The sequence below is a fragment of the Luteimonas sp. A534 genome (assembly GCF_054072805.1).
Genome location: NZ_JBSVRR010000002.1, coordinates 43100 through 68808, shown reverse-complemented (window position 1 = coordinate 68808; position 25709 = coordinate 43100). Strand labels below are relative to the sequence as shown.

The window sequence follows — 25709 nt, the reverse complement described above, 5'->3', positions numbered from 1 at the left end:
TCCTACGCGACGCAGCTGCGTGGCTGGTCGACGATGTCGGCGTGCACGGTGCCGCCGTGATCGTGCCCTTCGGCATCGACCGTGACCGCCATCACACGCAGGCCCAGCCGATCGAACAGCGCCTGGTCGTGGGCGACGTCGGGGTTGCCGGTGGTGAGCAGCTTCTCGCCATGGAAGATCGAGTTGGCGCCGGCGCTGAAACACAGGGCCTGCAGTTCGTCGGACATCTGCTCGCGCCCGGCCGACAACCGCACCATCGACTTCGGCATCAGGATGCGCGCGGCCGCGATCGTGCGCACGAACTCGAAGGGATCGAGCTCGGCGGTGCCGTGCAGCGGCGTGCCTTCCACCTGCACCAGGCGGTTGATCGGCACCGAATCCGGATGCGCCGGCATCGTCGCCAGCGTCTGCAGGAAGCCGGCGCGCTGGCGACGGGTCTCGCCCATGCCGACGATGCCGCCGCAGCAGGTCTTGAGGCCGGCGTCGCGCACGTGCTCGAGCGTGTCGAAGCGGTCCTGCAGCTCGCGGGTGCGGATGATGCTGCCGTAGTGCTCGGGATCGGTGTCGATGTTGTGGTTGTAGTAGTCGAGGCCGGCGTCCTTGAGCGCCTGGGCCTGGTCGCCCGAGAGCATGCCCAGCGTGGCGCAGGTCTCCAGGCCCAGCGACTTCACCCCGGCGATCATCGCGGCGACTTTCGGGATGTCGCGGTCCTTCGGCGAGCGCCAGGCGGCGCCCATGCAGAAGCGCGAGGCGCCGGCGGCCTTGGCCTGGCGGGCCTTCTCCATCACCGCCTCCGTCTCCATCAGCTTCTGGGCGTCGACGCCGGTGTCGTAGCGCTGGGCCTGGGGGCAATAGGCGCAGTCCTCGGGGCAGCCGCCGGTCTTCACCGACAGCAGGGTGCTGACCTGGACCTCGGCCGGGTCGAAGGCCTGGCGATGGACGCTGGCGGCGCGGAACAGCAGCTCGGGGAATGGAAGGTCGAGCAGCGCCTCCACCTCGGTACGGGTCCAGTCGTGGCGCGGCGTGGCGGCGTCACCGACGCGGAATTCACTGACGGCGGGCATGGCGTGATCCTGAAGGTGCTTGCGGAGCTGACCGGGCAGTCTGGAAAGCATGCCTGCCCCTGTCAACCTTGCGCAGGCCGCTCCGGTTGACGGCTGGCTGGCCCGGCTGGGCCGCAGCATCTGGGCCCCGCGCTGCCTGGTCTGCCGGGAACCGGCGTCGGGCCGCTTCGATCTCTGCGCCCGCTGCGAGGCCGGCCTGCCATGGATGCCGCCCGCCTGCCTGAGCTGTGCGATGCCGCTGGCGGCGCGCATGCCGGGATCGGGCGCAAGCGTTGCCCTCGCGGCGGATGCTGCGGGCGGGCTGGTCTCGCATCCACCGTTGCTATGCAGCGCCTGCCGGCACGCGCCGCCGCCGCTGGGCGAAGTCCACGCCGCCTTTCTTTACGGCTTCCCGCTGGACCGCCTGCTGCCACGCTTCAAGTTCCACCGGGACCTTGCCGGTGGCCGCCTGCTCGCGCAGGCCATGGCCGCCAGCCTCTGCATGCAGGCCCGCCCCGATGCCCTGGTGCCGATTCCCCTGCATCGTGCCCGCCTGCGCCAGCGCGGTTTCAACCAGGCGCTGGAGCTCGCGCGCCCGCTGGGGCGAATGCTCGGCGTGCCGGTGCGCGCCGACCTGCTGCTGCGCGCCCGCAACACCAGTCCGCAGTCGCGGCTGGACGCGGACGCCCGCGCGGGCAACCTGCGCGATGCCTTCGATGTCCCCGGCCACGCCGCGCCGCCGCCCCACATCGCCCTCGTCGACGACGTCATGACCACCGGCGCCACCCTGCATGCCGCCGCTGACGCACTGTTCGATGCCGGTGCCGACCGCGTCGACGCCTGGATCTGCGCCCGCGCGCCCTAGGCGCCCTACGATGTCCGAATGGGCTCGGTCACCGGTTCGGTGAGGGCCTGCGGGCCGGACACGGGCACGGTGTGCAGGTCGCTGGTCTGGCGTTCGATCATCCGCCGCACCCGCGGCGCATCGGGACCGCGGTGCAGGGCACGCAGGTGCGCGGGAATGGTCGCGTCGTCGTGGGTAAGGCGGCTGTTGTGGCGGATGTACTCCAGCCACGTCGACGTCTCGTAGCGCTCGATCCAGACCTTGGGGTCGGCAAGATCACGGAGTACCCGCCAGTTGCGCGCGCCGTCGCGGCGACGGATGCGCCGCCGCTCCGCCATCGCGCCGAGGAACTCCAGCACATCCCCTTCGTCGATCATGTACTCGATCGTGATCACCACCGGCCCGGTCCGCGGCTGCACCGGGACCGCGGTGGCGGGCTCCTGCCAGCGCCTGAGCGGATCAAGGTTGAGTTCGGTCAGTTTCGCCAGCGGCAGCCAGAGGCCCAGCAGCGCGCACGCGACCATGACCAGCGCCGCGGCAAGCAGCGCCGTGCGCACGTCGCCATGGTCGGCGACGAAGCCCCACAGCCAGCTGCCCAGCGCCATGCCGCCGAACGCGGCCATCTGGTACAGCGACAGTGCGCGCGCCACGACCCAGCGCGGCGTCGACAGCTGCACGGTCACGTTGAACGTGGACAGCGCCAGCACCCACGCGGCGCCGCCGAGCATCAGCGCGGCCATCGTCAGCAGCAGCAGCGTGCTCATGGCGGTGCCCGCCGCGGCCACGGCGAACGCGATGCAGGCGCAGCGGACCAGGCCTTCGGTCGACAGCATCTCGCGCAGGCGTGCGCTGCCCATCGCACCCGCGATCGCGCCCATGCCGAAGGCACCGAGCAGCAGGCCATAGGTCAGCGGCCCGCCCGCGATCAGGTCCTTGGCGACCAGGGGCATCAGCGCCATGACCGCGCTCGCGCCAAGGCCGAAGACGGCGCTGCGCCCGAGGACGATGCGGATGGCGGGCGACATCGCCACGTAGCGCACGCCCGCGGCAATCGCACCGCCCAGCGCTTCCCGCGGCAGCTGCCGGGGGTTGGGCGCCGGGCGCCAGCGCGCCAGCACCACGATCAGGGCGATGTAGCTGACGGCATTGATCGCGAACGCCGCCGCGGCGCCGGCAGCAGCGACGATCGCGCCACCGATCGCGGGACCGACGCTGCGCGCGATGTTGAAGCCCATGCTGTTGATGGCCACAGCGCCCGGCAGCTCCGCGCGCGGCACCATGTCGCCCACCGACGCCTGCCACGCCGGTGCGTTGAACGCCGCACCGCAGCCGATCAGGAACGTGAAGAGCAGCAGCAGCCACGGCGTGATCAGTCCCGACCAGGCGCACAGCGCCAGCGCGACCGACACCAGCAGCATGAAGAGCTGCGCGCCGAGCATCATCTTGCGGCGGTCGAAGTTGTCGGCCATGGCGCCGGCCACCAGCGAGAACAGCATCACCGGCAGCGCGACCGATGCCTGCACCAGCGCGACCATGTCGGCCGACTGCGCGATCGAGAGCATCAGCCAGGACGCGCCGACCGACTGGATCATGCCGCCGAAATTCGAGGACGCGCTCGCGAACCAGACCCTGCGGAAGATCGGATAGCGCATCGCCGACAGCGCCGAGGGGCGCTGCGCTGGATCGGGTGGTGTCTGGGGGGCGGTCTGCGCCATCAGGAACCTGGCCGGAGGGGACGGCGGCAAGTAGGCCAGAGTCGCTGCGTCCGCCGCGTCACGATCGATCCCGCACGCTTGCCGCTGCAGCCGGTGCCGGTGCCATCGCGGTCAGGCCGGCACGCGCAGTGCGAGGTCGGCGGCGATTCCGGCGAACACCACCAGCCCGACCCAATGGTTGTGCAGGAAGGCCCGGAAGCAGGGCCCACGTTCCCGATGGCGGGCCATCCAGAACTCCCAGGCCACCAGCAGCACGGCGACACCGAGACCCGCCCAGTAGAACGGGCCCAGCCCCGCCTGCCGCCCGACCAGCGACAGGCCCAGGAACGTCAGCGCGTACAGCACGCCCTGCGCCACCAGGTCCATGTCGCCAAACAGCACCGCGGTGGATTTCGAGCCCACCTTCAGGTCATCGTCGCGGTCGACCATCGCGTACCAGGTGTCGTAGGCGGTCGACCACAGGATGTTGGCTGCATACAGCACCCACGCGACCGGCGGCACCTCGCCCTGCACCGCGGCGAACGCCATCGGGATGCCCCAGCCGAAGGCCATGCCCAGGTAAACCTGCGGCAGGTGCGTGTAGCGCTTGAGGTAGGGATAGGTCGCGGCCAGGAACACGCCCACGAAGCTCATCAATATGGTGAGCCGGTCGAGCGTGAGCACCAGCGCGAACGCCGCCAGCATCAGCACCGCGAACAGCAGCAGGGCCTCGCGGCCGGACACGGCACCGGTGGCGAGCGGGCGTTCGCGGGTGCGCTCGACGTGGGGATCCAGCCAGCGGTCGGCGTAGTCGTTGATCACGCAGCCGGCGGCGCGCGTCAGCCACACCCCGGCACTGAAGACGAACAGGATCCACGGCGGCGGCACGCCTTCGGCCGCGATCCAGAGCGCCCACCAGGTCGGCCACAGCAGCAGCAGCCAGCCGATCGGCCGGTCGGCGCGCATCAGTTTCCAGTAGAGACCCAGGCGCTGGCGCCAGGCGGGCGCGGTGGGAGGCCGGGTCTCGAAACGTTCGTAGGACATGGCGCCATGGTACCGCCGGGTGCGCGATGCCAGCGCCGCCGCGCATCTGCCCCCGGCGCATGCTGCCGCTCGCATCATCCCGCCGGATAGTGGAAAATGGCGGTCTGCGCGCCTGTAGCTCAGCCGGATAGAGTAGTGGCTTCCGAAGCCATTGGTCGGGGGTTCGAATCCCTCCAGGCGCGCCATTCCATCCCCAGCGCATCGACGAACGCTTCGTCCAGCCCCGTCGTTCCGAACAGTCCGCGCCGCGTGCCGGTCAGCACTCGCAGCATCTGCCCGCGCCCGCCGGGCATGCGGCCGAGCGGCAGGAACGCGGCGTCCCGCACCTTGGCGACCGTGTCGTAATCGGACTGGAACAGCGGCGTCAGCCAGCGGCTCCACAGCTGGTAGATCCAGACGTGGGCGCGGCGCTCACGCTGGTAGATGGCAAGCGCCGCCTCCGTTGACGGCGCGGTCCGCAGCGCGCCCGCCAAGGCCTCCGCGCCCATCAGCGCCATGTTCACGCCCTGCCCCAGCTGCGGGCTCATCGCGTGCGCGGAGTCGCCCACCAGCACCACGCGGCCGCGATGCCAACGACGCATGGTGGTGTCGCGATAGCGCGCCCGTGCGAGCTGCGCGGGGTCGGCGATGGCCGAGAACACCTCGCCGGCATCAGGCCACAGCGTGTGCAGTTCTTCGAGCCACGTCGCCAGGCCGCCCTGCTCCCAGTCGGAGAAGGCGTCCGCCTGCAGGCTCCAGAAGAAGCTCAGCCGCCGCGTCGGATCGCCCGGGCGGCCACCCACCGGCAGCAGGCCCACCATCTTTCGCGCGGCCACGTAGCGCTGGCGCAGCTCGTCCACCCAGGGCCAATTGCCGGCGGGCAGCAGGCACCACAGCGCGCCCCAGGGATAGGGCCGGTCGACGCGCGGCTCGGCCACGCCGCCGCGCAGGCGCGACGCTGCTCCGTCGGCCACCACGACCAGGTCGAATGCGCCGTGGGTCTGGCCGTCGGCATCGCGCAGCACGCCGCGGTCCGCATCCACGCCGACGATGTCGCAGCCGGCGCGAAGCGCGTGTTCGCGTGCCGTCCATTCGGAATCGAGGATCGAGAACAGCGCGCCACGCTGCAGTCCGACGCCGTACAGGCGCGACTCCAGGCCGGCATAGCGCATGTCCATCACTGCGCGCCCGCAGGGCGTGTCGCCGAACAGCCGATCGACGCGCGCCCCATGCTGGAGCACGGATCCGAGCAGCCCCATGCGCCACAGCACCTGCAGGCCGCTGGGCTGGAGCAGGAAGCCCGCGCCCACCGGCCCGGGCCGGGCGACGCGCTCGAACACGGTGACATCGTGGCCGTCGCGCGTCAGCAGCACGGCGGCGGCCTGGCCGGCGGTGCCATAGCCGACAACGGCAATGCGGAGCGGAATCATCGGCAGGCGAGTCCTTGCGGCCAGGTGCGCTGCCGTCCGGCGCGCGCCGGGATTCTGCCCGACGCGCGCAGTGGCGGCCAGTCGCGCGCAGGCCCGATGCCGCGCGCGCCGGCCGTCACCGGGTCAGACCAGCTCCTCGCCCGTGCGTTTCGCGCGGCGCACGTCGCGCCATACGCCGCGGCCCATGATGAACATCATCACCAGCACGATCACCGGCCAGACCAGCACGTAGGCCAACATCATCAGGTCCTTCATGGCGTCGCCTCCCGGGCAAGCACCGGCAGCGGGCCGGCATCCTCGGCCGGCTCGGCCTGGGCGCAGTCGTCGAAGTTGCGCACGCGCCTGGCGATCAGGTCGAAGTCGAAATCCTCGTCGCTGCGGAAGCTGAGCAGCGAGCACACCACGGTGCTGACGCCATAGGCGTTGAGCGAACTCAGCAGCACCGGGTAGTCGCGCAGGAAGCCGAGGGTGAAGGGCGCCATCGCAATGATCGCCAGCGCGCCCACGGTCAACCCGGCACGCTTGCCGAAGAAGCCGAACGTCATCAGCCCCAGCACCACGCCGATGCCGATGGTCCCGAACAGCTCCAGCACCACCGCGTACACGCCGACGATTGGCAGCAGCTCGAAGCGCGCCACGGTGAACGCCACCAGCGATACCAGTACCGCGGTGGTGAAGGCGCGGTTGTTGACCTTCTTCCAGTAGAAGCTGGCGATCACCGGGAACACGATCGAACCCCACAGCGCGCCCACGAACACCAGCAGCGCCAGGATGTCGATCCTGAAGCTGGCGAAGATCAGCCCCGCGGTGGTGGCGACGATCATCGTGATCCGCCCGACCCACAGCATCGTCGCCGGATTCACGCGTCCCTTCGCGAGGTTCTTGCCATAGATGTCGGTCATCATGATCGACGACAGGGCGGCAAGATCCGAGTCGGCGGTGGACGACAGCGAGCCGATCACCATGATGAAGAACACGCCGATCATCACCGGACCCAGGTAGCTGGAGGCCATCTGTGGAATCAGGTTGTTGTGGTCGCCGCCGGCCGGCTCGATGCCGACCATCAGCGCCACCACGCCCAGCATGCCCAGGCCGATCACCGTCGCGCCGTAGCTGATGGTGGCCGAGATGAAGGTCGGCTTGATCAGGTCCTCGCGCACCGCGAACAGGCGCTGGGCGATGGTCTGGTTGCCGATCGCATAGGCCAGCACGGCGACGAAGTACGGCGCGCCCTGCTCGAGGAAGGCGGTCTTGGAGAACATCGACGCCTGTTCGGCGCTGAGCCGTTCCCAGCCCTGCGACACCGCTTCCATTCCGCCGGCGTTGAAGAACACCAGCGGGATGATCAGCGCAGCCGCGCCCAGCATCGCCGCCACCTGCACGACGTCGGTCATGATCGATGCGCGGAAGCCCGACCACAGCGTGTACGACAGCGTGCCGATGCCGGCGATCATCACGCCGTGCACGAAGTCCAGCGGCGACAGCATCGCCACCAGCGCACCGGCGGCGGTGAAGTTGGCCATCAGGCTGATCACGCTGCCTGCGATGTTGGAGCCGGCAAGGATCAGCTGGCTGGAGCGGCCATGGCGGGCGTGCATGATCTCGGCCAGCGTATGCGCCTCGGGTGCGACCTCGCGGAAGCGGCGGCCGAAGGGATAGATGAAGAGGATCATCAGCGCACCCCACAGCCCGTAGTGGATGGGCCCGGAGATGCCGTACTTGTAGCCGGAAGTGGCGGCGGCGTAGAAGGAGGCCGCCCAGATCCAGGTGGCGGTCATGCTGGCGGCGGAGATACCGAAGCCGACGGCGCCGTTGGAGGTCATGTAACCGTCGACGTTCTCGCTCTTGCGGGCGATGCGCGTGGACATGAGGAAGGTGCCGCCATAGAAGGCGAGCATCAGCAGGAGGACGGTCGGTGTCTGGAGTTGGTAGAACGTCTGGTCGGCCACTGGCAGGCGGAAGCTCCCTGGTCGAAGCCACTCGGGCTTGATGGGACGCAGCACGCGGAAGTCCACGCGGACGACGGACGTCCGCAAAGGAGGCAAAGAGCGCGGAATTGGACCAGCTGCGCCATGGGGCGACCCCGGAACCGTCGTGGAACGACGCATGACATCGGGGGCGCGGCGAAGGCGGCATCCTAGCATCCAGGCGTAAAACCGCCTTGAAACACGCTGTTGCACCAAGACGGGAGCGGCCGCCCGATGGCCGTGTCGCAGTTCCGGCGCGTGTTCTATAATCCAGCGCAGCTGTGGCCGCCGGCCACGCACGCCAAGGTGTTCCGTGCGCAATTACGACCTCGACTTCCTCAAGCGGTTCTCCCTGATCATCGGTTTCCTGACCGTGGTGACCTTCGGGTTGATCGTCCTGTCCTACTTCGTGCACAAGTCGCTGCCGGACGAGGTCGATCCGGGCGTCGCCACGCGCACCGCCCACCGCATCGCGCCGGTCGGCGCCGTGTACGCCGGCGATACCGGAGCCGCCGCCCAGGCCGTGGCCGCTGCCGCGGCGGCTGCCTCCGCCTCCGCCCAGGTCGCCTACGGCGGTACGCTGGACGGCTCGGTGGTCTACAACAATCTCTGCGCCGGCTGCCATACCGCCGGCGTCGCCGGTGCGCCGAAGATGGAGCGCGCGGACTGGACGGCGCGCATCGCCCAGGGCGCCGACACCCTGCACCGCCACGCCATCGAGGGCTTCACCGGCGCGACCGGCATGATGCCGGCCAAGGGCGGCAACCCGGCGCTGACCGATGAGCAGGTGATCGCCACGGTCGACTGGATGGTCGACAACCTCCAGTAAGCTGGCTGGCCGCCGGTTGCCGACGCCGCCCACCGGGCGGCGTCTTTGTTTTCGCCCTGCAATCCACGAGGCCGACATGATCCGCAAAGCGTCCGTCCTGACCGTGCTATCGCTGTCGCTTGCCATGGGCGGCTGCGCGGGCACCGCCCTGCGCAGTGTGCCCGCCGACGCCAAAGCACCGGTCGCGATCGCCGCGCCGCCGGCCGACTGGAGCCTCCACGACGGCCAGCGGGTGCGCATCACCGCGCCGCTGGTGGTGTCCGGCAACCACCGCCTCGGCCGCGAGGGCAGCCTGGTGGCCAGCTTCGGCGGGCGCCTGCAGACACCAACCGAAATCGTGATGCCGGGCACCGAGGCCTCGGCCGTGGCCGCCGCCAACCGTGCGCGCAGCCTCACCCTGGTCCTGCCGGCGAAGGCCGCCGCACATCCCCGGACGTGGCGCGCCGGCGGCGTGCTGGAAGCCGCCGAGGGCGACCTGGTTGTCGACGAACACGGCCCGCGCCTGCACCTGCAGGACGTCGAGACGCTGCAGCCCGCGGCGCGGCCCGCGGCGCCCACGGTGGCCGGCGAAGTCCGCCTGGCCAGCCTCAACCTGCAGAACCTGTTCAACGGCGATGGCCGTGGCGGCGGCTTCCCGACTGAACGCGGCGCGCACAGCATGGCCGAATACCAGGCCCAACTCTCGCGCCTGGTCGCCACCCTGTCCTCGCTCGACGCCGACGTGGTCGCCGTGCTGGAGCTGGAAAACGACGGCTACGACGCCGACTCCAGCCTCGCCCAGCTGGTCGCAGCGCTCGATCCCGAAGGCTTGCGCTGGCGCTTCGTCGACGCCGGGCAAGGTCCCGGCGACAACCCGATCCGGGTCGGCATCATCTACCGCGCCGATCGCGTCACGCCGCTGGGCCGCGCGGCCACGCTCGAGGACGACACCTTCGGCCCGCTCAGCCGCGCGCCGCTGGCGCAGGCTTTCCGCGCCGGTACCGGACCGGCGTTCGTGGTGGTGGCCAACCACCTCAAGTCCAAGGGCTGCCGCGACGCCGCCGGCGCCGACCTCGACCAGGGCGACGGCCAAGCCTGCTTCAACGCCACCCGCCGCGCATCGGGCGAGGCCCTGCGCACGTGGCTGGCCGGCGACCCCACCGGCAGCGGCAGCGACCTGGTCGCGGTACTGGGTGACCTCAATGCCTACGCGATGGAGGCGCCGGTGCGGGGCTTCATCGACGCCGGCTGGCACGACGCGCTGGCCGCCGCCGACGGCGGCCGACCCTACACCTATATCTACGATGCCCAGGCCGGTCGCCTGGACCACGTGCTGCTCAGCCCCGCGCTGGGCGGGCGGCTGCAAGATGCGGCCATCTGGCACAGCAATGCCGATGAAGCCGCGAACGTCGTCGATCCAGCAGTCAACAGCGGCGAAGTTCCGCGCGGGCCGTGGCGCGCGTCCGACCATGACCCGGCGATCGTCGGGCTGCGCTTGCGCAGTCGCTGAGCGCGCCCCATTGCCGCTGCCACGGCGGCGGCGCGCCGGGCGGCACGCGCACCGTGGGCACGGCCCGCTTCCCGCCTCGACCGCCGCTGAATGCCGCGGCGATTATCATGGGCGCATGACCAGCCACCCGCCTTTCCCGGAAGCCTCCGGCGGCCTCGTCCTGCCCGGCCCTGCTGGCGCGCTCGAGGTCGCCGTCGACCTGCCCGAAGACGACGTCGCCCGCCAGCCGGTGGTGGCGATCGTCTGCCATCCGCTGCCCACCGAGGGCGGCACCATGCACAACAAGGTCGTGACCATGGCCTCGCGCGCGCTGCGCGAACTGGGCGTGGCCACGGTGCGCTTCAACTTCCGCGGCACCGGCGGCTCGGACGGCCAATTCGACCACGGCGACGGTGAGCGCGACGACCTGCGCGCAGTCGCCGAATGGGTGCGCGCGGCGCGTCCCGACGATCAGCTCTGGCTGGCTGGCTTCAGCTTCGGTGCCTACGTCAGCCTGGCGATGGCCGCCGAGCTGCAGCCGTCGATGCTGATCTCGATCGCGCCGCCGGCCGGGCGCTGGGACTTCGCGTCCATCACCACGCCGACGATGCCCTGGCTGGTGGTGCAGGGCGACGCCGACGAGATCGTGGACCCGCAGGCGGTCTACCACTGGCTCGACGGGCTCAAGGCGGAGCACGAACTGGTGCGCATGCCCGACTGCAGCCATTTCTTCCACCGCAAGCTCATCGACCTGCGCGGCGCGATCAAGAGCGGCACCCGGCGCCACCTGCCGATCGCCCATGGCTGAAGCGCCAGGGGTGCCCCGCCCGTCGCAGGCCTATCGCGAGGGCGTCGCTCGTGGCGACTGGGACGACGATCCGGCGCAGCACGCGCCGCTTGCCGCCCTCGACCGCGTGCATCGTGAGCTGTTGGACACGCCGCGCCGCGGCTGGCTATCGCGCACCTTCGGCCGCGACGCGCCGGCGCCGCAGGGCCTGTACCTCTGGGGCGGCGTCGGCCGCGGCAAGACCTTCATGGTCGACCTGTTCTATGCCGGCCTGCCCCTGCCCGAGGCCAAGCTCGATGCCGGCCATGGCGACGGCAACGGCAAGCGCCGCACCCATTTCCACCGCTTCATGCGCGTGGTCCACGCGCGCTTGCGCGAACATTCGGGCGAGCGTGATCCGCTGGCCACCATCGTGGCCGAGTGGCGGCGCTCGCTGCGGGTGCTGGTGCTGGACGAGTTCTTCGTCAGCGACATCGGCGACGCCATGCTGCTGGCGCGGGTGCTGGAGCGGATGTTCGCCGAAGGCATCGTGCTCGTCACGACGTCCAACATCGCGCCGGCCGGGCTGTACGCCGACGGCCTGCAGCGCGCACGCTTCCTGCCGGCGATCGCACTGCTGGAACAGCACTGCCAGGTGCTCGAGATCATCAGCGACACCGACTACCGGTTGCGCGAGCTCACCCGGTCACCCGTGTACCGCACGCCGCTGGACGCGGAGTCCGACCGCTGGCTCGAATCACGCTGGCATGCGCTTGGCGGCGACGACGCACACCGCGACGGCAGCATCGAGCTCGAAGGCCGCCGCATCGCCACCCGCGCACGCTGCCCCGGCATGGCCTGGCTCGACTTCGATGCGCTGTGCGAAGGGCCGCGCGCGGCCTCGGACTACATCGAGATCGCCAGCGAGTTCCACACCGTGCTGCTCGGTGGCATCCCGATGATGGACGCGCTGCGCGACGACGCCGCGCGGCGCTTCGTCACCTTCATCGACGAGGCCTACGACCGCAACGTCAAGCTGGTCTGCACCGCGGCTGCGCCGCCGCACGCGCTGTACGGCGGCGAGCGCCTGACGGGTGCCTTCGAGCGCACCGCGTCGCGCCTGATCGAGATGCAGTCCAGCGACTACCTCGCAAGGCATCACCTGTAAGCCGGGCGGCGGCCGTCCTCAGCGCGCCGCGTTGCTGCTCATGGTCGCGTTCCGTCCCGCATCCCGGTACTGCGCCGGATCGCGCATTCCCGTGGTGTGGCACTGGCCGCTGACGTGGCCGCGGTTCGTAGCACCCGGCAGCTGGGCATAGGCGCGCTCGACGGTGCCGTCTTCGGGATCGCCAAGCACCAGGTCGCTGGCCATGTTGCAGTAGTCGTTGGTCCACCAGTTCGTGGTGCGGAAGGCGGTGGTGTAGTAGTTCACCTTCGCGCGCGCCGAGTTCGGGATGCCGGCAAGCCACGCCGAGGCACCGCTGTAGGTCATGTTGCTGTTGGAGCCGCAGGCCACGCCGAACCAGTTGCCGATGGTTGCGATGATTCCCGACAGGTTGGTGCCCTGGTAGGGCGTGCCGACCGACTGCATCAGCCGCGCACCGCTGGCGTTGTCCAGGCCGCTCCAGTAATAGGCATACAGGTGCAGCGATGCCGCACCGCCCTGGCTGTGGGCCACGGTGCCGAACGAATTCCACTGCGCGCCGAACGTGCGGATGCGCTGCGCGAACTGGTCGTGGCTGCGGTTCTGATGGGCATCAAGGAAGGTCGCGGAGTTGGCGAACTGCGCCTGCGGCCAGACGCCGGCGGAACAGTAGCCGTGCACCAGCACCAGCTTGCGGCCGGTCGCCATCGCGTCGACACCGAACGACGCCGGGCGCGGACCCATGGTCATCGCCTCGTCGATGGCGATGCGGCTGGCACGCGGGATGCCCAGCGGCGGCGCCGACAGCGGCAACCGCCCGGCCGTGGCCAAGGGGATGAAGTGGTCGGGATCCTCGATTCGCAGCGCGCGCAGCTCGAAGGGCGCGCCCACGCCGGCATGCGCGATCCAGCGCTCGTCGAGCCCCAGCTGCAGGCGTCCGTCCACGACCTCGGCCATGCCGCCGATCCAGGCCACGGGTGCCGCCGCGCGCTTGCCGTCGCGACCCCAGACCTCGGCCAGGACGCGGTAGTGGCGGCCCGGCTCCGCGTCGGCCAGGGGCAGGGCAACCGACAGCCGCCCGGGCGCGGCGCGGACCGCGGTGGCGTCGCCGGCCAGGCGCGGGCCAGGCGCGATCACCGGCAGCGCATGCTCGACCGTGCGCACGAAGGGCGTGCCCATGCGGTCGTGGCCGCGCACCACGACCTGGGCGATCCAGGTCCCGGTGGTGGTGGGTACGAAGGACCCGGCGAGGCGGCCATCGTTCGCGGCACCGTCGCCGTGGCGGCCGTCGTCGAGCATCGGCTGGGACGTTTCCCGACCGTCGGGCGCGACGATGCGCAGCTGCGCCGACGCCACGCGGCCGGCATCCAGCCCCAGCCGCGGCGCGTTCGCACCGTCGTCGGCGGCCAGCATGGCAATGATGCCCATCGGTTCGCCGACCAGCTGGCGGCGATGCGCCTGGTGCGAGGCCAGCTCGAGCCCGGCGTCGCCCTGCAGCAGCACGTAGCCGCGCGCGGCCTTGCCCGGCCGCGCCTGCAGGTGCAGGGTCCAGTCACCGCGGACCAGGCCGTCCAGGCGGACTACGGTACCGACCTGGCCATCGTGTTCACCCCCGAGGCGGGACGTGCCGGCGCCGCGCGCGAGCGTGGCCGCGGGCAGGTCCACGCCCGCGGGCGAGACCAGGCGCGGCGCCCAATCGGCGCCGCCGGACAGCAGCATCGCGTTGAGCCGGCCCCCATGCAGCGGCAGGCGCACATCGGCACGGCCCGAGGCATCGAACACCACCGGCAGCAGCGCGCTGCGCGACAGGATCGCGGCCTCCGCCGGATCCGGGGCGCGCATCGCCGCGAACTCTTCCGGCGGGCCCGCCAGCTGCTTGGGCAGCAAGGGCGCATCCGCACCGGCCGCCAGGGCCGCACCTGTCGCCAGCATCAACGACACGCCCAGCAGCGTGCATACGACCGTTCCCGTCCGCTTGCGCATTCCGTCTCTCCACGTTGGTGGGCGGATCCCCATCCGCCGGCCCAACCCTTATAGCGGCCGACAGCACCGCGAAACGTGCGCGGGTAGGCGGTCCGACCGTACCTTCCGCCCCGCGTGCGGACGCTGCGCAGGCTCCTGGATCGGTAAGATCGGCCGACCATCCGGGGAGAGTCCTGCCATGCCGCACCGCACGCGCGTCCGCATCCCGACCACCGCCCTGCTGCTCGCACTGGCCTGCGCCACGCCACCGTTGCTGGCCCAGGACGCCCAGCGCAGCGAGGTCGCCGATGCCGCGCAGTCACTGCAGCAGAAAGTCGTGGACTGGCGGCGCGACATCCACCAGAACCCCGAGCTCGGCAACCGCGAAACACGCACCGCGGCGCTGGTGGCCGAACACCTGCGCGCGCTTGGCCTCGAACCCAGGACCGGCATCGCCACCACCGGCGTGACCGCCGTGCTCAAGGGCGGCCAGCCCGGCCCGCGCCTTGCGCTGCGCGCCGACATGGACGCGCTGCCGGTGACCGAGGCTACCGGCCTGCCCTTCGCATCGAAGGCGACATCGACCTACCGCGGCGAGACCGTGGGCGTGATGCATGCCTGCGGCCACGACGCCCATACCAGCATCCTGCTGGGCGTGGCCGAGGCGCTGGTGGCGATGCGCGACGAGCTGCCTGGCGAAGTGCTCTTCGTCTTCCAGCCGGCCGAGGAAGGCCCGCCGGACGGCGAGGTGGGCGGCGCCAGGGAAATGCTCGCGCAGGGCATCTTCACCGACTTCAAGCCCGACGCGGTGTTCGGCCTGCATGTGTTCTCGACCCTGCAGGCCGGACAGCTCGGCGTGCGCAGCGGGCCGACCATGGCCGCGTCCGACCGCTTCAACATCGTGGTCAAGGGCCGGCAGACGCACGGCTCGCGGCCCTGGGGCGGCGTGGACCCGATCGTCGCCGCGGCCGACATCATCGGCACCGCGCAGACCATCGTGAGCCGTCGCCAGGACATCTCGAAGCAGCCCGTGGTGGTCAGCTTCGGCGCGATCAAGGGCGGCATCCGCTACAACATCATCCCCGACCAGGTCGAGCTGGTGGGCACGATCCGCACCTTCGACGACGGCATGCGCGACGCGGTGTTCGCCGACCTGAAGAACGTGGCGGAAAAGGTCGCCGCCGCGCACGGTGCGACGGTCGAGGCGAACGTCCCCGACCAGGACGGCAACCCGGTCACCGCCAACGATCCGGCACTGACCGCGCGCATGCGTCCGAGCCTGGAAAAGGTGGCCGGCCCGGGGAACCTGGTCGACATGCCGCTGAACATGGGTGCGGAGGATTTCTCGTACTACGCGCGCGAGGTGCCGGGGCTGTTCTTCTTCGTCGGCGCGACGCCGGCCGGGCAGGATCCGGCGACGGCGCCGAGCAACCATTCGCCGGAGTTCTTCCTCGACGAGTCCGCACTCGACCTCGGGCTGCGCGCGATGCTGCAGCTGAGCCTGGACTTCCTGCAGGGCGGAGAGGCGCCCGCCAGCGGCGGCTGAGCGCAGGCGCGATAATGCGCCCATGACCACCGAACTCCCCCTCGGCCGCGAGGTCGCCTACCCGCGCGCCTATGACCCGTCCCTGCTGTTCCCGATCGCCCGCGACCAGGGTCGCTCGGCGCTCGGGATCGCCGGCGGCCCCCTGCCCTTCGCCGGCCACGACCGCTGGCATGCCTACGAGCTGTCGTGGCTGGATCCGCGCGGCAAGCCGGCGAGCGACGCCGCCACCTTCCTGGTGCCGGCCGATTCGCCGCACCTGATCGAATCGAAGTCGCTCAAGCTCTATCTCAACTCGCTCAACTCCACCCGCTTCACCGGTCGCGACGAGGTCCTGGCCAGGATCACCGCCGACCTGTCCGCGGCCGCCGGCGCCCCGGTGGCGGTCGACTTCGGGCTGCCGCCGGTGGATGCGGACGGCGCCGACGCGCCGGCATCGATCGATGGGCTGGACGTCGACTGCGACGAGTACGACGCGCCGAACCCGGACCTGCTCGCGGCCGATCCCGGTGACATCGCCGGGGAAGTGCTGCATTCGGCGCTGCTGAAATCGAACTGCCCGGTCACCGGCCAGCCCGACTGGGCCAGCGTGCGCATCGCCTACCGCGGTCCGCGCATCGACCGCGCCGCGCTGCTGCGCTACCTGGTGTCGTTCCGCGAACACGCCGGCTTCCACGAACAGTGCGTGGAGCAGATCTTCGTCGACATCTCCTCCCGCTGCCGGCCGACGGAACTCTCGGTCGAGGCGCGCTACACCCGGCGCGGCGGGCTCGACATCAATCCCTGGCGGGCCACGCCGGGACTGCCCCCGCCCCCGGCCGCGCGCGATTCGCGCCAGTAGCCCCGGCGCAATATTTTCTTAACGGGACCGGTGCTTAGCTGTCGCAGCCACGTGCGGCACAGGAGGCCCGAATGAGCAACCCCCAGAATCCCAACGATCCGGACGCCCTGTCGCTGAAAACCGGCAGCACCGCGTCCGGGGACAAGCCCGACTTCAGCAACGTCAAGAGCAGCGTCCGCAGCACCGAGGCCGAGGTGGCCAAGCCCGATTTCAGCAACGTGCAGTCATCGGTCCACTCGACCGAAGAGATCGTGGGCGAGACCGAGTACACCGTGCAGGCGGGCGACACCCTCTCGCACATCGCCAAGGCGCAGTACGGCAAGGCCAGCCAGTGGCGGCGGATCTTCGACGCCAACCGCGACCAGCTGGACGATCCCGACCGGATCAAGCCCGGCCAGGTCCTGAAGGTCCCGGCTGCACCGTCCGAAGACTGACCCGTCCGCATCCACACCACGGAGAGACCCTATGACCCGGAACCCGATTCCCGCCGCGCTCGCCGCGGCCCTGCTGGGCACGCTGGCACTGGCCGGCTGCAAGAAGGACGAACCCGCTCCGCCGCCGCCCCCGGTGGCCGCTCCGGCCCCGGCCCCCGCGCCGGCACCGGCGCCCGCACCGATGGTGAGCGTCACCTCGGTCGACGTCGGCAATGCGATCGACGGCAGCAACCGCCTCACCCCGATGACCACGTTCGCCACCACCGACACCATCTATGCATCGGTGGCCACGGCATCGTCGGATCCCTCGACCCCGCAGGCCGGCCAGCTGACCGCGCGCTGGACCTACGAGGGCGACCAGGTCGTGGACGAGACCAGCCGCGACTTCAGCTTCACCGGCACCGGCACGACCGCCTTCGAGATCAGCAAGCCCGACGGCTGGCCGACCGGCAACTACCGCGTCGAGATCCTCCACAACGGCCAGGTGATGCAGACGCGGGACTTCGAGGTCCGCTGAGCCCCGTCGCCTCGTGAAGGCGCGGTCCTGCGGGGCCGCGCCTTTTCAATGCCCGCACGTCGCGGAGCCCGGCGCCCTTCGCCGGCCGCCGGCTTTGCCCGCGCCGCCGCGAAGCGCGACAATGGTCGTCCGATTTTGCCGCGCGCCCCTGGCCGCGGCCCCCTGGAGGAACAGATGGCAGACTTCACCCCGGCCGTGCCCGCAGGCGGCAGCCCGATCACCAAGACCGCGAAGGGACTCAGCGTCCCCGACCACCCGATCATCCCCTTCATCGAGGGCGACGGCACCGGTCCCGACATCTGGCGCGCCAGCGTGCGCGTGCTCGACGCCGCGGTCGCGAAGGCCTACGGCGGCAAGCGCAAGCTCGAGTGGATGGAAGTGCTGGCCGGCGAGAAGGCCTTCAACCAGACCGGCGAATGGCTGCCCGAATCTTCGGTCGAGGCCTGCCGCGAGTACCTGGTGAGCATCAAGGGCCCGCTGACCACGCCGGTCGGCGGCGGCATCCGCTCGCTCAACGTCGCGCTGCGCCAGATGCTCGATCTCTACGTCTGCCTGCGCCCGGTGCGCTGGTTCGAGGGCGTGCCCTCGCCGGTGAAGAAGCCGGGTGACGTCGACATGGTGATCTTCCGCGAGAACACCGAGGACATCTACGCCGGCATCGAATTCGAGCCGGGCTCGGCGGACGCGACGAAGGTGCTCGACTTCCTGCAGAAGGAATTCCCGAAGGGCTTCGACAAGATCCGCTTCGGCACCGCCGACAAGGCCAATGCCTGGAACGAGCAGCTGTCCGCGGTCGGCCAGCCGGCCACCGATGCCTCGGTCAACGTCGGCATCGGCATCAAGCCGGTCAGCTGGCAGGGCACCCAACGCCTGGTGAAGTCGGCGATCGAGTACGCGATCGCCAACGGCCGCAAGTCGGTGACCCTGGTGCACAAGGGCAACATCATGAAGTTCACCGAGGGCGCGTTCCGCGACTTCGGCTACAAGGTGGCGCGCGAGCAGTTCGGCGCGGTCGAACTCGACGGTGGCCCCTGGCACGTCATTCCCGAGGGCAAGCCGGGCGCGGGCCTCATCATCAAGGACGCGATCGCGGATGCGTTCCTGCAGCAGATCCTGCTGCGCCCGCGCGAATACGACGTCTCGGCCACGCTCAACCTCAACGGTGACTACCTGTCCGACGCGCTGGCCGCGCAGGTCGGCGGCATCGGCATCGCGCCGGGCGCCAACATCAACTACGTCACAGGCCACGCGGTGTTCGAGGCCACGCACGGAACGGCACCGAAGTACGCGGGGCTGGACAAGGTCAATCCGGGTTCGGTGATCCTGTCGGGCGAGATGATGCTGCGCTACATGGGCTGGACCGAGGCGGCCGATGCGATCATCCGTGCGATGGACGGGGCGATCGGCAGCAAGCGCGTCACCTATGATTTCGCGCGCCTGATGGACGGGGCGACCGAGGTGAAGTGCAGCGAGTTCGCGGACGAGATCATCAAGCACCTCTGATCGCTTACCGCTGTTCAACGGCAATGCCTGCGATGCGAGTCGTGGGCATTGTTGTTTTTGGGGCTTGGCGGTTGGAGAGCGACGGGTTGGAGGATGGCGAGATTGGGTCGCGGGCTGGCGACCGCGACGCGGCCGTGGCGCGCAGCGCCATCAACCCGCCTCAGCGGTGGTCGCGGAGGGCACGTGGGGTACGCAGCCGGCATAAAGACCACCACGTGGTCAGCCGGCGGAGTACCCCACGTGCCCTCCGCCGCCACGAGCAAAACTGCGCCACACTCCGCGGCATGCCGACACTCCTGACCGACCCGCTGGTTCAGCGCGCGGCTGCGCTGGTGCTGGATGCGTTCGAGGATTACGACGCGCGCTTTGGCGATCTGACGCGGCGGGCGCGGCGGCGGTTCGTGCGACGGGACTGGCGTGGGGCGCAGGCGGATGCGGTGGCGCGCATCGACCTTCAGGATGGCTTCCTCGGCGAGGCGCTCGGGCGCTTCGAGGCGCTGGTGGGGGAGCGGATGCGGTCGCGGGCGTTCTGGGCCGCGGTGCGGGAGCGCTATGAGGAACTGACGGACGGGCGTGCGGATGCCGCGCTGGCGCGGACGCTGTTCAATTCGATGTCGCGGCGCTTCTTCCTGACCGAGGGCGTCGCGCCGGCGCTCGAGTTCCACGAGCCGGGCGATGGCGGGGCCGGTGACCCCGGCTGTCCGGGCGAGCTGCGGCCGCTGCCGGCGGCTGCGGATGCCTTCGAGCGTTGGCGGCTGGCGCTGCGGGCGCGGGGCTTCCCGCACTTCGACCTGGACGCCGATGCGCACGCCATCGCCGATGCGGTGGCGGAGCGACTGGGCGCGCCAGCCGCGGAACATGGCGACGCACGCGGGCCCGATGTCGCCTTGCTTGAGACCGTGTTCTATCGCGAGCGTCGCGCCTACCTGGTCGGCCGGGTCGATGCACCTGGCGGTCCGCGGCCGCTCGTGGTGGCGCTGGTGAACGAAGCCGAGGGCGTGCGCGCCGACGCGGTCCTGCTGGAGCGCGACCGGGTGTCGATGCTGTTCGGCCATGCGCACAGCTGGTTCCACGCCGACCTCGCGCGCGTGGGTGATGCGGTTGCGTTCATGCATGCGCTGCTGCCGCACAAGCCGGTGTCGGAGCTGTACTCGGTGCTCGGCCGCGGCAAGCAGGGCAAGACCGAACGCTTCCGGGAGATCCAGCGCCACTTCGCGGCGCATGCCGACGAGCAGCTGGTCCGCGCCGACGGCGTGCGCGGGATGGTCATGGCGGTGTTTACCCCGCGTGCGCTGCCGGTGGTGTTCAAGGTCATCCGCGATCGCTTCGCCGAGCCCAAGGACAGCGTGCGCGCCGACATCGAGGGCAAGTACCGGCTGGTGGCGCGCCGCGATCGCATCGGGCGGCTGGTGGAGGCGCAGGAGTTCCGCCGGCTGCGCTTTCCACGCGCGGCGTTCGAGCCGGCGATGCTGTGCGAGCTGCTGGAGGAATGCGCCGAGACCGTGGTGGCCGAAGGCGATGCGGTGCTCGTGCGGCACTGCTACGTCGAACGCAGGCTGCGGCCGCTGGACCTGTACGCACGCGAGCGACCCGAGGCCGGGGCCCTGGGCGCGGTGATCGATTACGGCCAGGCCATCACCGACCTCGCGCGCAGCGGGATCTTCCCCGGCGACCTGCTGCTGAAGAACTTCGGCGTCTCGCGCCACGGTCGCGCGCTCTTCTACGACTTCGACGAGCTGTGCCTGCTCGAGGACGTGCGCTTCCGCGACGTACCCGAGCCGCGCGAGGAGGACGAGACGCGGCCGCTGGAGGACTGGCTCTATGCCCGGCGGGACGATGTCTTCCCGGCGCTGTTCCCCAGCTTCCTCGGCCTGGCGCCTGCGCTTCGCGAGGCGCTGCTCGAAGCGCATCCGGGCATTTTCCGCGCCGACTGGTGGCGCGAAGTGCAGGCGCGACTGCGCGGGGAAGGGCACCTGGACGTCGCGCCCTATCCCGAAGCCGCGCGGCTGCCCCGCACGGCGCTCAGCGGAACAGCGACAGCGCCGTCGAGCACAGGGTCGTGATGCCGCGGCCGAAGTGCGCGGCCCCCGATCCGCCGTCGCGGCATGCCGGCGGCGCGGGCGGGGATTCCCCGGTGATGGTCGCCGCCGCTTCGAGCGCCTCCGCGGACGGCGATTCGGCGCCAGGAGTGGCCTGGACATCGCCTGCCTCGGGAACGCCGGCCAGCTCACGTGCAAGCCGCGGGTCGGAGATGTAGCCGTTGAGCATGAGGAGGTCGTGGTAGATGCGCATTGCCGGGCTCCATTACTTGAGTGCAATCGAAGGTAGGCGCACCATCGGTCCCTGAAAAGCGAGAGATCTGCAAGCTTTCCTTGAAAGGAATTCAAGTCGATGGCCGTTCGTCCACCGCTTCACGCGCTCCAGGGATTCGTCGCGGCGGCCCGCCACGGCAACCTTTCGAGGGCGGCCGAATCCCTGCATCTGACGGTGAGTGCGCTGAGCCACCAGATGCGTACGCTGGAGGAGCGCCTGGGCTATCCGCTGCTGGTGCGCGAGCCACGTGGCGTGCGCACCACCGTGGAGGGGCAGCGCCTGCTGGAGCGGATCGCACCACACCTCGACGCCATCGGTGCCGCGCTGCAACCCTTCGCCGCCCGCCGCGACGAGGTCCTGACCATCAGCGCCACGCCCTCGATGGCTTCGGCCTGGCTGGTGCCGCGGTTGGGCGCGTTCCTCGCCGCGCACCCCGCGCTCGAGCTCAACCTGCAGTCGACCGAGCGCCTGGCGGATTTTTCCGCCACCGACGCGCCCGACGTCGCCCTGCGCATCGGCCGTGGCGCCTGGCCAGGGCTGACCGCCGAGCACCTGTTCGACGAATGGCTGGTGCCCGTGGCCAGCCCGGCGCTGGTGGCGCGCATGCGCGAACAGGGGGATCCGCCGCTGGCCCAGTGGCCGCTGCTGGGCGACCCAGACGGTGAATGGAATCGCTGGTTCGAGAGCGTCGGCCGGCCGCCTCCGGCCCAGTTCGTGGCCGTGTTCGACGATTCCGAATCGCACCATCGCGCCGCGCGTGACGGCGTCGGCGTGGCCCTTGGGCGCATGACCCGCGCGCGCCTGCTGCTGGATGCGGGCGAACTGGTGGTGCTTTCGAAACAACGCATCAAGGCCGGCTACGCGCATTACCTCGCCTATCCCGCACGCAGCGAATCGCACCGCGGGTTCCTGGCCTTCCGCGACTGGCTGCGCGTGCAGGCGGCCGAGCACGTCGGCCACGTGGCCCGTGCGGACACGCTGCCGGTGGCGCACGGCGGCGGGAGCGGTGGCGGCGCGGCGTGACCGGTTTGCCGTTAGGCTTGGCGCCTCCAAAGAGGAACCACAGCCATGACCCGACGCCTGCTTCCCACCGCCTTGCTGCCGCTGCTGCTGTGCGCGTGCGCGGCCTCGCCCGCCGCCGGGCCGGCCGCCAGCGCCGATGCGTCCGATGCCGCGGCAGCTGCCGCAGCTGCGGCGGCGTCGGCACAGTCCACGCCGACGCCGCCGGCCGCCATGTCCATGCGCGCTCCCGACCCGCTGCTCGACCAGGCGCTGGGCGGAGCCTGGCGCTCGCCGGAAAACGTGGCCCGCGACGCGCACCGCCATCCGCGTGACACGCTCACCTTCTTCGGCATCGAGACCGGCCAGACCGTGGTCGAGATCACGCCCGGCGGCGGCTGGTATGCCGAAATCCTGGCGCCGTGGCTGCGTACCGGCTATGTCGCCGCGATCCCCGACCCCATGGCCTATCCGGAGGAGCGCCGCGACTACGCCGCGCGCTCGAAGACCGCTCTGGAGACGCTGTTCGCCGCGAAGCCGGCGCAATTCGGCGACGCGCACATCGTCGCCTACGATCCGGCGGCACCCGTCTTCGGCGCGGCCGCCTCGGCCGATGCCGTGCTCACCTTTCGCAACGTCCACAACTGGCGTTCGGCCGGCATTGCCGACGCCATGTTCAAGGGCTTCTTCGACGTGCTCAAGCCCGGCGGCGTGCTGGGCGTGGTCGAGCACCGCGCCGCCGGCGATGTCGCCGACGACGACAAGTCCGGCTACGTCGGCCAGGACCAGGTGATCGCGCTGGCCACGGCCGCCGGCTTCCGTCTGGACGAGAGCAGCGAGATCAACGCCAACCCGCGCGACACCCGCGACCATCCCAACGGCGTGTGGACCCTGCCGCCCACCAACCGCCACGACGCCGAGGACCGCCAGCAGTACCAGGCCATCGGCGAAAGCGACCGGATGACGCTGCGCTTCATCAAGCCCTGAGTGCTGGTCGCGTTCAACAAACCGCACGGCGTGCTCTGCCAATTCACCGACAGGAGCACGCCGCCGCGGCCGACGCTGGCGGGCTTCGGCCTGCCGGCGGGCGTCTATCCAGCGGGCCGGCTCGACCACGACAGCGAAGGCCTGCTGCTGCTCACCGACGACGGCCCCCTGGTCCACCGCATCACCGACCCGCGCCACAAGCTCGCCAAGACCTACCTGGTGCAGGTGGAAGGCGATCCGACGCAGACGCAGCTCGCCGGGCTGCGCGAGGGAGTCGAACTGCGCGATGGACCGACGCGTCCGGCACTGGCGCGCCAGCTCGATGCGCCGCCCGCGCTGTGGCCGCGGGATCCACCGGTCCGCGCGCGCAAGACGGTGCCCGACGCCTGGCTCGAGCTCGTGATCCGCGAAGGTCGGAACCGTCAGGTCAGGCGCATGACCGCGGCCGTCGGGCTGCCGACACTGCGCCTGGTGCGGATCGCCATCGGTGGCGTCGCGCTGGACGCACTCGCGCCCGGACAATGGCGCGAGCTGCCGCACGCGGCGCCGTTTTCCTGAATGGTTCAGGTCTCGCCTGCGCAATCGCCGCGAGCCCCCGCTTCGCCGGTTCAGCAACGCCCCTTATCTGATAACTTGCGCGTTGCCGCGCCACTCCCGTCCCGCGCCGCTCCAGATCGATGCCCATGAAGGCAAACACCAACCGCGGCCGCGTACTCGTCGTCGACGACCAGGCGGCCAACCTGCGCGTGGTCAGCGCGCTGCTCGAGCGCCAGGGCTACGAAGTGGCCATCGCCGAAGACGGCGAGGCCGCGCTCGCCGTGGCCGAGGACCAGGCCCCCGACCTGATGCTGCTCGACATGATGATGCCGGGCATGGACGGCTTCGGGGTGATGGAAGAGATCCGCCTGCGCGCGCTGCTGCCGCGGGTGCCGGTGGTCTTCCTGACCGCCGCGCAGGACCGCGCGCTTCTGCTGCGCGCCTTCGAGGTCGGCGCGGTCGACTACGTGGTCAAGCCCTTCATCCCCGAGGAGTTGCTGGCGCGGGTGAATGCGCATATCGGCCTCAAGCTCGCGCGCGACCGCCTGGAACAGGTGGCCCGCGAACGCCAGGAGCTGGTGAACCTGGTCGCGCATGACCTCAAGAACCCGCTCAGCAGCGTCGTCTTCGCCAGCGACATCCTGGTCTCGGGCACGCTGAAGCCCGAACGCATCCCGCGCTATCTCGAAGTGATCCGCGAGAGCGCCGAGGACGGCCTGGGCTACATCCGCCGCTACCTGGAAACCCAGGCCACTGCCCGCAAGGCGACCGGCGCCGGCGGGGCGAACGTGGCCCTGGCCGCCATCGTGGAGTGGATCGTCGGGCGCTACGGGCTGCAGTTCGAGGACAGCGGCTGCAGCCTGCGCGTGGGCGAGATCGCGCCGGCGGTGGTGGCCATGGACGAACTGGTGCTCCGCCAGGTCACCGGCAATCTCATCAGCAATGCCATCAAATACGCGCCGTGCAGCGACGTCGACATCGACACCGACCGCGGCGCCCCCGGCTACTGGCGGCTGCAGGTCAGCGACCGAGGTCCCGGTGTGCCCAAGGGCCGCCAGCGCGAGCTGTTCACGCCCTTCGCGCGCCTGGCCGACGGCGACCCGACGGGGGGTGGCTCGTCAAGCGGGCTGGGCCTGTCCCTTGCGCGGCAGATCGTGATCAATGCCGGCGGGCAGCTCCTGTACGAGGATCGCGAAGGCGGCGGTGCCTGCTTCGTGATCGAACTGCCGGAAGTTCCGGGCGCCTGAGCCCTGCCGGGCGAATCGCGCCCCATCAGGTCCGCTGACGGAGCGCCTGGCTACCGCCCGGGTCAGCCGGCGTCGCGGCCCGGCCCGACGCCGAGATCGCCGGCATGCGGATCGACATGGCTGCTGTCGAGGGCATCCCGGATCCGCTGCGAGCGGCCTTCGATCGCCGCGCGCTCGGCGGCCTTCCGGCGGTGGCGGGCGACGGCGTAGAGCGCGGCGCCGATACCGACCGCGGCCGCGGTCAGCGCCACCGGATGGCGACGCGCGACCTTGCCGGCCGCGCGTGCGCCGGTGCGCGCCGCACCCAGCGCAACGCCGGCCTGGAGCCACTTGCCGGCGCCATCGGGCACGCCCTGCAGCCACTGGCCCGCGCTGCGAGGTGCATCGTGCAGCCACTTGCCGGCACCGTCGGGCACGGCATGTCGCAGGCCGTCGCCGATGCGCCCGGCGAAATCCATGGCCCTGTCGGGAAGTGCGTCGCGAACGTCGCGGATGATGGTGCGCTTGCGCATGGGGGAATCCTCGATTGCGTGGGCTGGCGCGGATGCGCCGAGGGTGTTGGAAAAACAGATGGACAGTGTCGGCGGACGCGCGTGGTGCCGGCGTGAGCCGCCTGCA

23 protein-coding genes, 1 tRNA gene and 1 pseudogene are annotated in these 25709 nt (G+C 70.7%); 16 read left to right on the top strand and 9 right to left on the bottom strand.

Features of this window, described 5'->3' with window-relative positions; genetic code table 11:
- Positions 1–2: 2 nt before the first annotated feature.
- Positions 3–1064 (bottom strand): biotin synthase BioB, encoded by a 1062-nt coding sequence (gene bioB, locus ACW5F0_RS05030; protein ID WP_456965355.1) that lies wholly within the window; start codon positions 1062–1064, stop codon positions 3–5.
- Positions 1065–1113: 49 nt separating this feature from the next.
- On the opposite strand from bioB, the gene ACW5F0_RS05025 reads away from it, so the two are divergent.
- The gene (locus tag ACW5F0_RS05025) at positions 1114–1908 is read left to right on the top strand and encodes a double zinc ribbon domain-containing protein (protein ID WP_456965354.1); all 795 of its coding nucleotides are present in this window, start codon (positions 1114–1116) and stop codon (positions 1906–1908) included.
- A 5-nt stretch (positions 1909–1913) separates the two neighbouring features.
- Here the strand turns inward: ACW5F0_RS05025 and ACW5F0_RS05020 are convergent, their stop codons facing one another.
- Positions 1914–3602 carry an MFS transporter gene (locus ACW5F0_RS05020; RefSeq protein WP_456999193.1) on the bottom strand — a complete coding sequence of 563 codons (1689 nt, stop codon included), beginning with the start codon at positions 3600–3602 and terminating at the stop codon, positions 1914–1916.
- Between the two features lie 111 nt (positions 3603–3713).
- Positions 3714–4625 carry a 4-hydroxybenzoate octaprenyltransferase gene (gene ubiA, locus ACW5F0_RS05015; RefSeq protein ID WP_456999192.1) on the bottom strand — a complete coding sequence of 304 codons (912 nt, stop codon included), beginning with the start codon at positions 4623–4625 and terminating at the stop codon, positions 3714–3716.
- Between the two features lie 108 nt (positions 4626–4733).
- Here ubiA and ACW5F0_RS05010 point away from each other — a divergent pair.
- A tRNA-Arg gene (locus ACW5F0_RS05010) sits at positions 4734–4810 on the top strand.
- Positions 4811–4819: 9 nt separating this feature from the next.
- On the opposite strand, the pseudogene ACW5F0_RS05005 reads toward ACW5F0_RS05010, so the two are convergent.
- The 3 genes and pseudogenes from ACW5F0_RS05005 to ACW5F0_RS04995 all read right to left on the bottom strand — a co-directional run.
- A pseudogene (locus tag ACW5F0_RS05005) lies at positions 4820–6034 on the bottom strand (FAD-dependent oxidoreductase); the annotation flags it as partial.
- 123 nt (positions 6035–6157) lie between these two features.
- Positions 6158–6289, bottom strand: a complete 132-nt coding sequence (locus tag ACW5F0_RS05000) for a putative transporter small subunit (RefSeq protein WP_456965351.1) — start codon at positions 6287–6289, stop codon at positions 6158–6160.
- Positions 6286–8037 carry a sodium:solute symporter family protein gene (locus tag ACW5F0_RS04995; protein WP_456999191.1) on the bottom strand — a complete coding sequence of 584 codons (1752 nt, stop codon included), beginning with the start codon at positions 8035–8037 and terminating at the stop codon, positions 6286–6288. The genes ACW5F0_RS05000 and ACW5F0_RS04995 overlap by 4 nt, the downstream gene beginning before the upstream one ends.
- 277 nt (positions 8038–8314) lie before the next feature.
- Here ACW5F0_RS04995 and ACW5F0_RS04990 point away from each other — a divergent pair, with 277 nt between their 5' ends.
- The 4 genes from ACW5F0_RS04990 (at position 8315) to zapE (ending at position 12232) form a co-directional block, all read left to right on the top strand.
- Positions 8315–8830: a c-type cytochrome gene (locus tag ACW5F0_RS04990; RefSeq protein WP_456965349.1), complete on the top strand. Its 516-nt coding sequence runs from the start codon at positions 8315–8317 to the stop codon at positions 8828–8830.
- A 76-nt stretch (positions 8831–8906) separates the two neighbouring features.
- Positions 8907–10319 carry an ExeM/NucH family extracellular endonuclease gene (locus ACW5F0_RS04985; RefSeq protein WP_456999189.1) on the top strand — a complete coding sequence of 471 codons (1413 nt, stop codon included), beginning with the start codon at positions 8907–8909 and terminating at the stop codon, positions 10317–10319.
- A 115-nt stretch (positions 10320–10434) separates the two neighbouring features.
- Complete coding sequence (locus tag ACW5F0_RS04980) at positions 10435–11106, top strand: alpha/beta hydrolase (RefSeq protein ID WP_456965347.1); 672 nt, start codon at positions 10435–10437, stop codon at positions 11104–11106.
- The gene (gene zapE / locus ACW5F0_RS04975; RefSeq protein ID WP_456965346.1) at positions 11099–12232 is read left to right on the top strand and encodes a cell division protein ZapE; all 1134 of its coding nucleotides are present in this window, start codon (positions 11099–11101) and stop codon (positions 12230–12232) included. Before ACW5F0_RS04980 ends, zapE begins: the two co-directional genes overlap by 8 nt.
- 18 nt (positions 12233–12250) lie before the next feature.
- Here the strand turns inward: zapE and ACW5F0_RS04970 are convergent, their stop codons facing one another.
- Complete coding sequence (locus ACW5F0_RS04970; protein ID WP_456999188.1) at positions 12251–14191, bottom strand: choice-of-anchor X domain-containing protein; 1941 nt, start codon at positions 14189–14191, stop codon at positions 12251–12253.
- A 178-nt stretch (positions 14192–14369) separates the two neighbouring features.
- On the opposite strand from ACW5F0_RS04970, the gene ACW5F0_RS04965 reads away from it, so the two are divergent.
- The 6 genes from ACW5F0_RS04965 (at position 14370) to aceK (ending at position 21071) form a co-directional block, all read left to right on the top strand.
- A complete protein-coding gene (locus tag ACW5F0_RS04965; protein ID WP_456965344.1) occupies positions 14370–15716 on the top strand; it encodes a M20 family metallopeptidase in 1347 nt (448 codons plus the stop codon).
- Between the two features lie 22 nt (positions 15717–15738).
- Positions 15739–16554 (top strand): NADPH-dependent 7-cyano-7-deazaguanine reductase QueF, encoded by an 816-nt coding sequence (queF, locus tag ACW5F0_RS04960; RefSeq protein ID WP_456999186.1) that lies wholly within the window; start codon positions 15739–15741, stop codon positions 16552–16554.
- A gap of 71 nt (positions 16555–16625) precedes the next feature.
- Positions 16626–16988 (top strand): LysM peptidoglycan-binding domain-containing protein, encoded by a 363-nt coding sequence (locus tag ACW5F0_RS04955; protein ID WP_456965342.1) that lies wholly within the window; start codon positions 16626–16628, stop codon positions 16986–16988.
- A gap of 31 nt (positions 16989–17019) precedes the next feature.
- Positions 17020–17505 (top strand): hypothetical protein, encoded by a 486-nt coding sequence (locus ACW5F0_RS04950; protein WP_456965341.1) that lies wholly within the window; start codon positions 17020–17022, stop codon positions 17503–17505.
- Between the two features lie 174 nt (positions 17506–17679).
- Positions 17680–19008 carry an isocitrate dehydrogenase (NADP(+)) gene (icd, locus tag ACW5F0_RS04945; RefSeq protein WP_456965340.1) on the top strand — a complete coding sequence of 443 codons (1329 nt, stop codon included), beginning with the start codon at positions 17680–17682 and terminating at the stop codon, positions 19006–19008.
- 284 nt (positions 19009–19292) lie between these two features.
- Positions 19293–21071, top strand: coding sequence for a bifunctional isocitrate dehydrogenase kinase/phosphatase (gene aceK, locus ACW5F0_RS04940; RefSeq protein ID WP_456965339.1), 1779 nt, complete (start codon positions 19293–19295; stop codon positions 21069–21071).
- Here aceK and ACW5F0_RS04935 read toward each other — a convergent pair.
- Positions 21031–21300, bottom strand: coding sequence for a hypothetical protein (locus tag ACW5F0_RS04935; protein ID WP_456965338.1), 270 nt, complete (start codon positions 21298–21300; stop codon positions 21031–21033). The two genes, aceK and ACW5F0_RS04935, sit on opposite strands and share 41 nt — an antisense overlap.
- Before the next feature lie 99 nt (positions 21301–21399).
- Between ACW5F0_RS04935 and ACW5F0_RS04930 the strand changes: the two genes are divergently transcribed.
- The 4 genes from ACW5F0_RS04930 (at position 21400) to ACW5F0_RS04915 (ending at position 25091) form a co-directional block, all read left to right on the top strand.
- Positions 21400–22344, top strand: coding sequence for a LysR substrate-binding domain-containing protein (locus ACW5F0_RS04930; protein ID WP_456999185.1), 945 nt, complete (start codon positions 21400–21402; stop codon positions 22342–22344).
- 45 nt (positions 22345–22389) lie between these two features.
- Positions 22390–23307, top strand: a complete 918-nt coding sequence (locus ACW5F0_RS04925) for a class I SAM-dependent methyltransferase (protein WP_456965336.1) — start codon at positions 22390–22392, stop codon at positions 23305–23307.
- Entirely contained in the window at positions 23308–23865 is a 558-nt protein-coding gene (locus ACW5F0_RS04920) for a pseudouridine synthase (protein WP_456965335.1), read from the top strand. It begins immediately after the preceding gene.
- 125 nt (positions 23866–23990) lie between these two features.
- Positions 23991–25091, top strand: a complete 1101-nt coding sequence (locus ACW5F0_RS04915) for a hybrid sensor histidine kinase/response regulator (RefSeq protein WP_456965334.1) — start codon at positions 23991–23993, stop codon at positions 25089–25091.
- A gap of 62 nt (positions 25092–25153) precedes the next feature.
- On the opposite strand, the gene ACW5F0_RS04910 is transcribed toward ACW5F0_RS04915, so the two are convergent.
- Positions 25154–25603: a hypothetical protein gene (locus ACW5F0_RS04910; RefSeq protein ID WP_456965333.1), complete on the bottom strand. Its 450-nt coding sequence runs from the start codon at positions 25601–25603 to the stop codon at positions 25154–25156.
- Positions 25604–25709: the final 106 nt, after the last annotated feature.

Excerpts from the sequence above, each read along its gene's own strand:
- ACW5F0_RS04930 (WP_456999185.1), top strand. The coding sequence starts at position 21,400 with ATGGCCGTTCGTCCACCGCTTCACGCGCTCCAGGGATTCGTCGCGGCG.
- ACW5F0_RS04910 (WP_456965333.1), bottom strand. The coding sequence starts at position 25,603 with ATGCGCAAGCGCACCATCATCCGCGACGTTCGCGACGCACTTCCCGAC.
- ACW5F0_RS04980 (WP_456965347.1), top strand. The coding sequence starts at position 10,435 with ATGACCAGCCACCCGCCTTTCCCGGAAGCCTCCGGCGGCCTCGTCCTG.
- ACW5F0_RS04915 (WP_456965334.1), top strand. The coding sequence starts at position 23,991 with ATGAAGGCAAACACCAACCGCGGCCGCGTACTCGTCGTCGACGACCAG.
- ACW5F0_RS04965 (WP_456965344.1), top strand. The coding sequence starts at position 14,370 with ATGCCGCACCGCACGCGCGTCCGCATCCCGACCACCGCCCTGCTGCTC.
- ACW5F0_RS04935 (WP_456965338.1), bottom strand. The coding sequence starts at position 21,300 with ATGCGCATCTACCACGACCTCCTCATGCTCAACGGCTACATCTCCGAC.
- ACW5F0_RS05000 (WP_456965351.1), bottom strand. The coding sequence starts at position 6,289 with ATGAAGGACCTGATGATGTTGGCCTACGTGCTGGTCTGGCCGGTGATC.
- icd (WP_456965340.1), top strand. The coding sequence starts at position 17,680 with ATGGCAGACTTCACCCCGGCCGTGCCCGCAGGCGGCAGCCCGATCACC.
- ACW5F0_RS04985 (WP_456999189.1), top strand. The coding sequence starts at position 8,907 with ATGATCCGCAAAGCGTCCGTCCTGACCGTGCTATCGCTGTCGCTTGCC.
- bioB (WP_456965355.1), bottom strand. The coding sequence starts at position 1,064 with ATGCCCGCCGTCAGTGAATTCCGCGTCGGTGACGCCGCCACGCCGCGC.
- queF (WP_456999186.1), top strand. The coding sequence starts at position 15,739 with ATGACCACCGAACTCCCCCTCGGCCGCGAGGTCGCCTACCCGCGCGCC.
- ubiA (WP_456999192.1), bottom strand. The coding sequence starts at position 4,625 with ATGTCCTACGAACGTTTCGAGACCCGGCCTCCCACCGCGCCCGCCTGG.
- ACW5F0_RS04950 (WP_456965341.1), top strand. The coding sequence starts at position 17,020 with ATGACCCGGAACCCGATTCCCGCCGCGCTCGCCGCGGCCCTGCTGGGC.
- ACW5F0_RS04925 (WP_456965336.1), top strand. The coding sequence starts at position 22,390 with ATGACCCGACGCCTGCTTCCCACCGCCTTGCTGCCGCTGCTGCTGTGC.
- aceK (WP_456965339.1), top strand. The coding sequence starts at position 19,293 with ATGCCGACACTCCTGACCGACCCGCTGGTTCAGCGCGCGGCTGCGCTG.
- ACW5F0_RS04955 (WP_456965342.1), top strand. The coding sequence starts at position 16,626 with ATGAGCAACCCCCAGAATCCCAACGATCCGGACGCCCTGTCGCTGAAA.
- ACW5F0_RS05020 (WP_456999193.1), bottom strand. The coding sequence starts at position 3,602 with ATGGCGCAGACCGCCCCCCAGACACCACCCGATCCAGCGCAGCGCCCC.
- ACW5F0_RS04970 (WP_456999188.1), bottom strand. The coding sequence starts at position 14,191 with ATGCGCAAGCGGACGGGAACGGTCGTATGCACGCTGCTGGGCGTGTCG.
- ACW5F0_RS05025 (WP_456965354.1), top strand. The coding sequence starts at position 1,114 with ATGCCTGCCCCTGTCAACCTTGCGCAGGCCGCTCCGGTTGACGGCTGG.
- zapE (WP_456965346.1), top strand. The coding sequence starts at position 11,099 with ATGGCTGAAGCGCCAGGGGTGCCCCGCCCGTCGCAGGCCTATCGCGAG.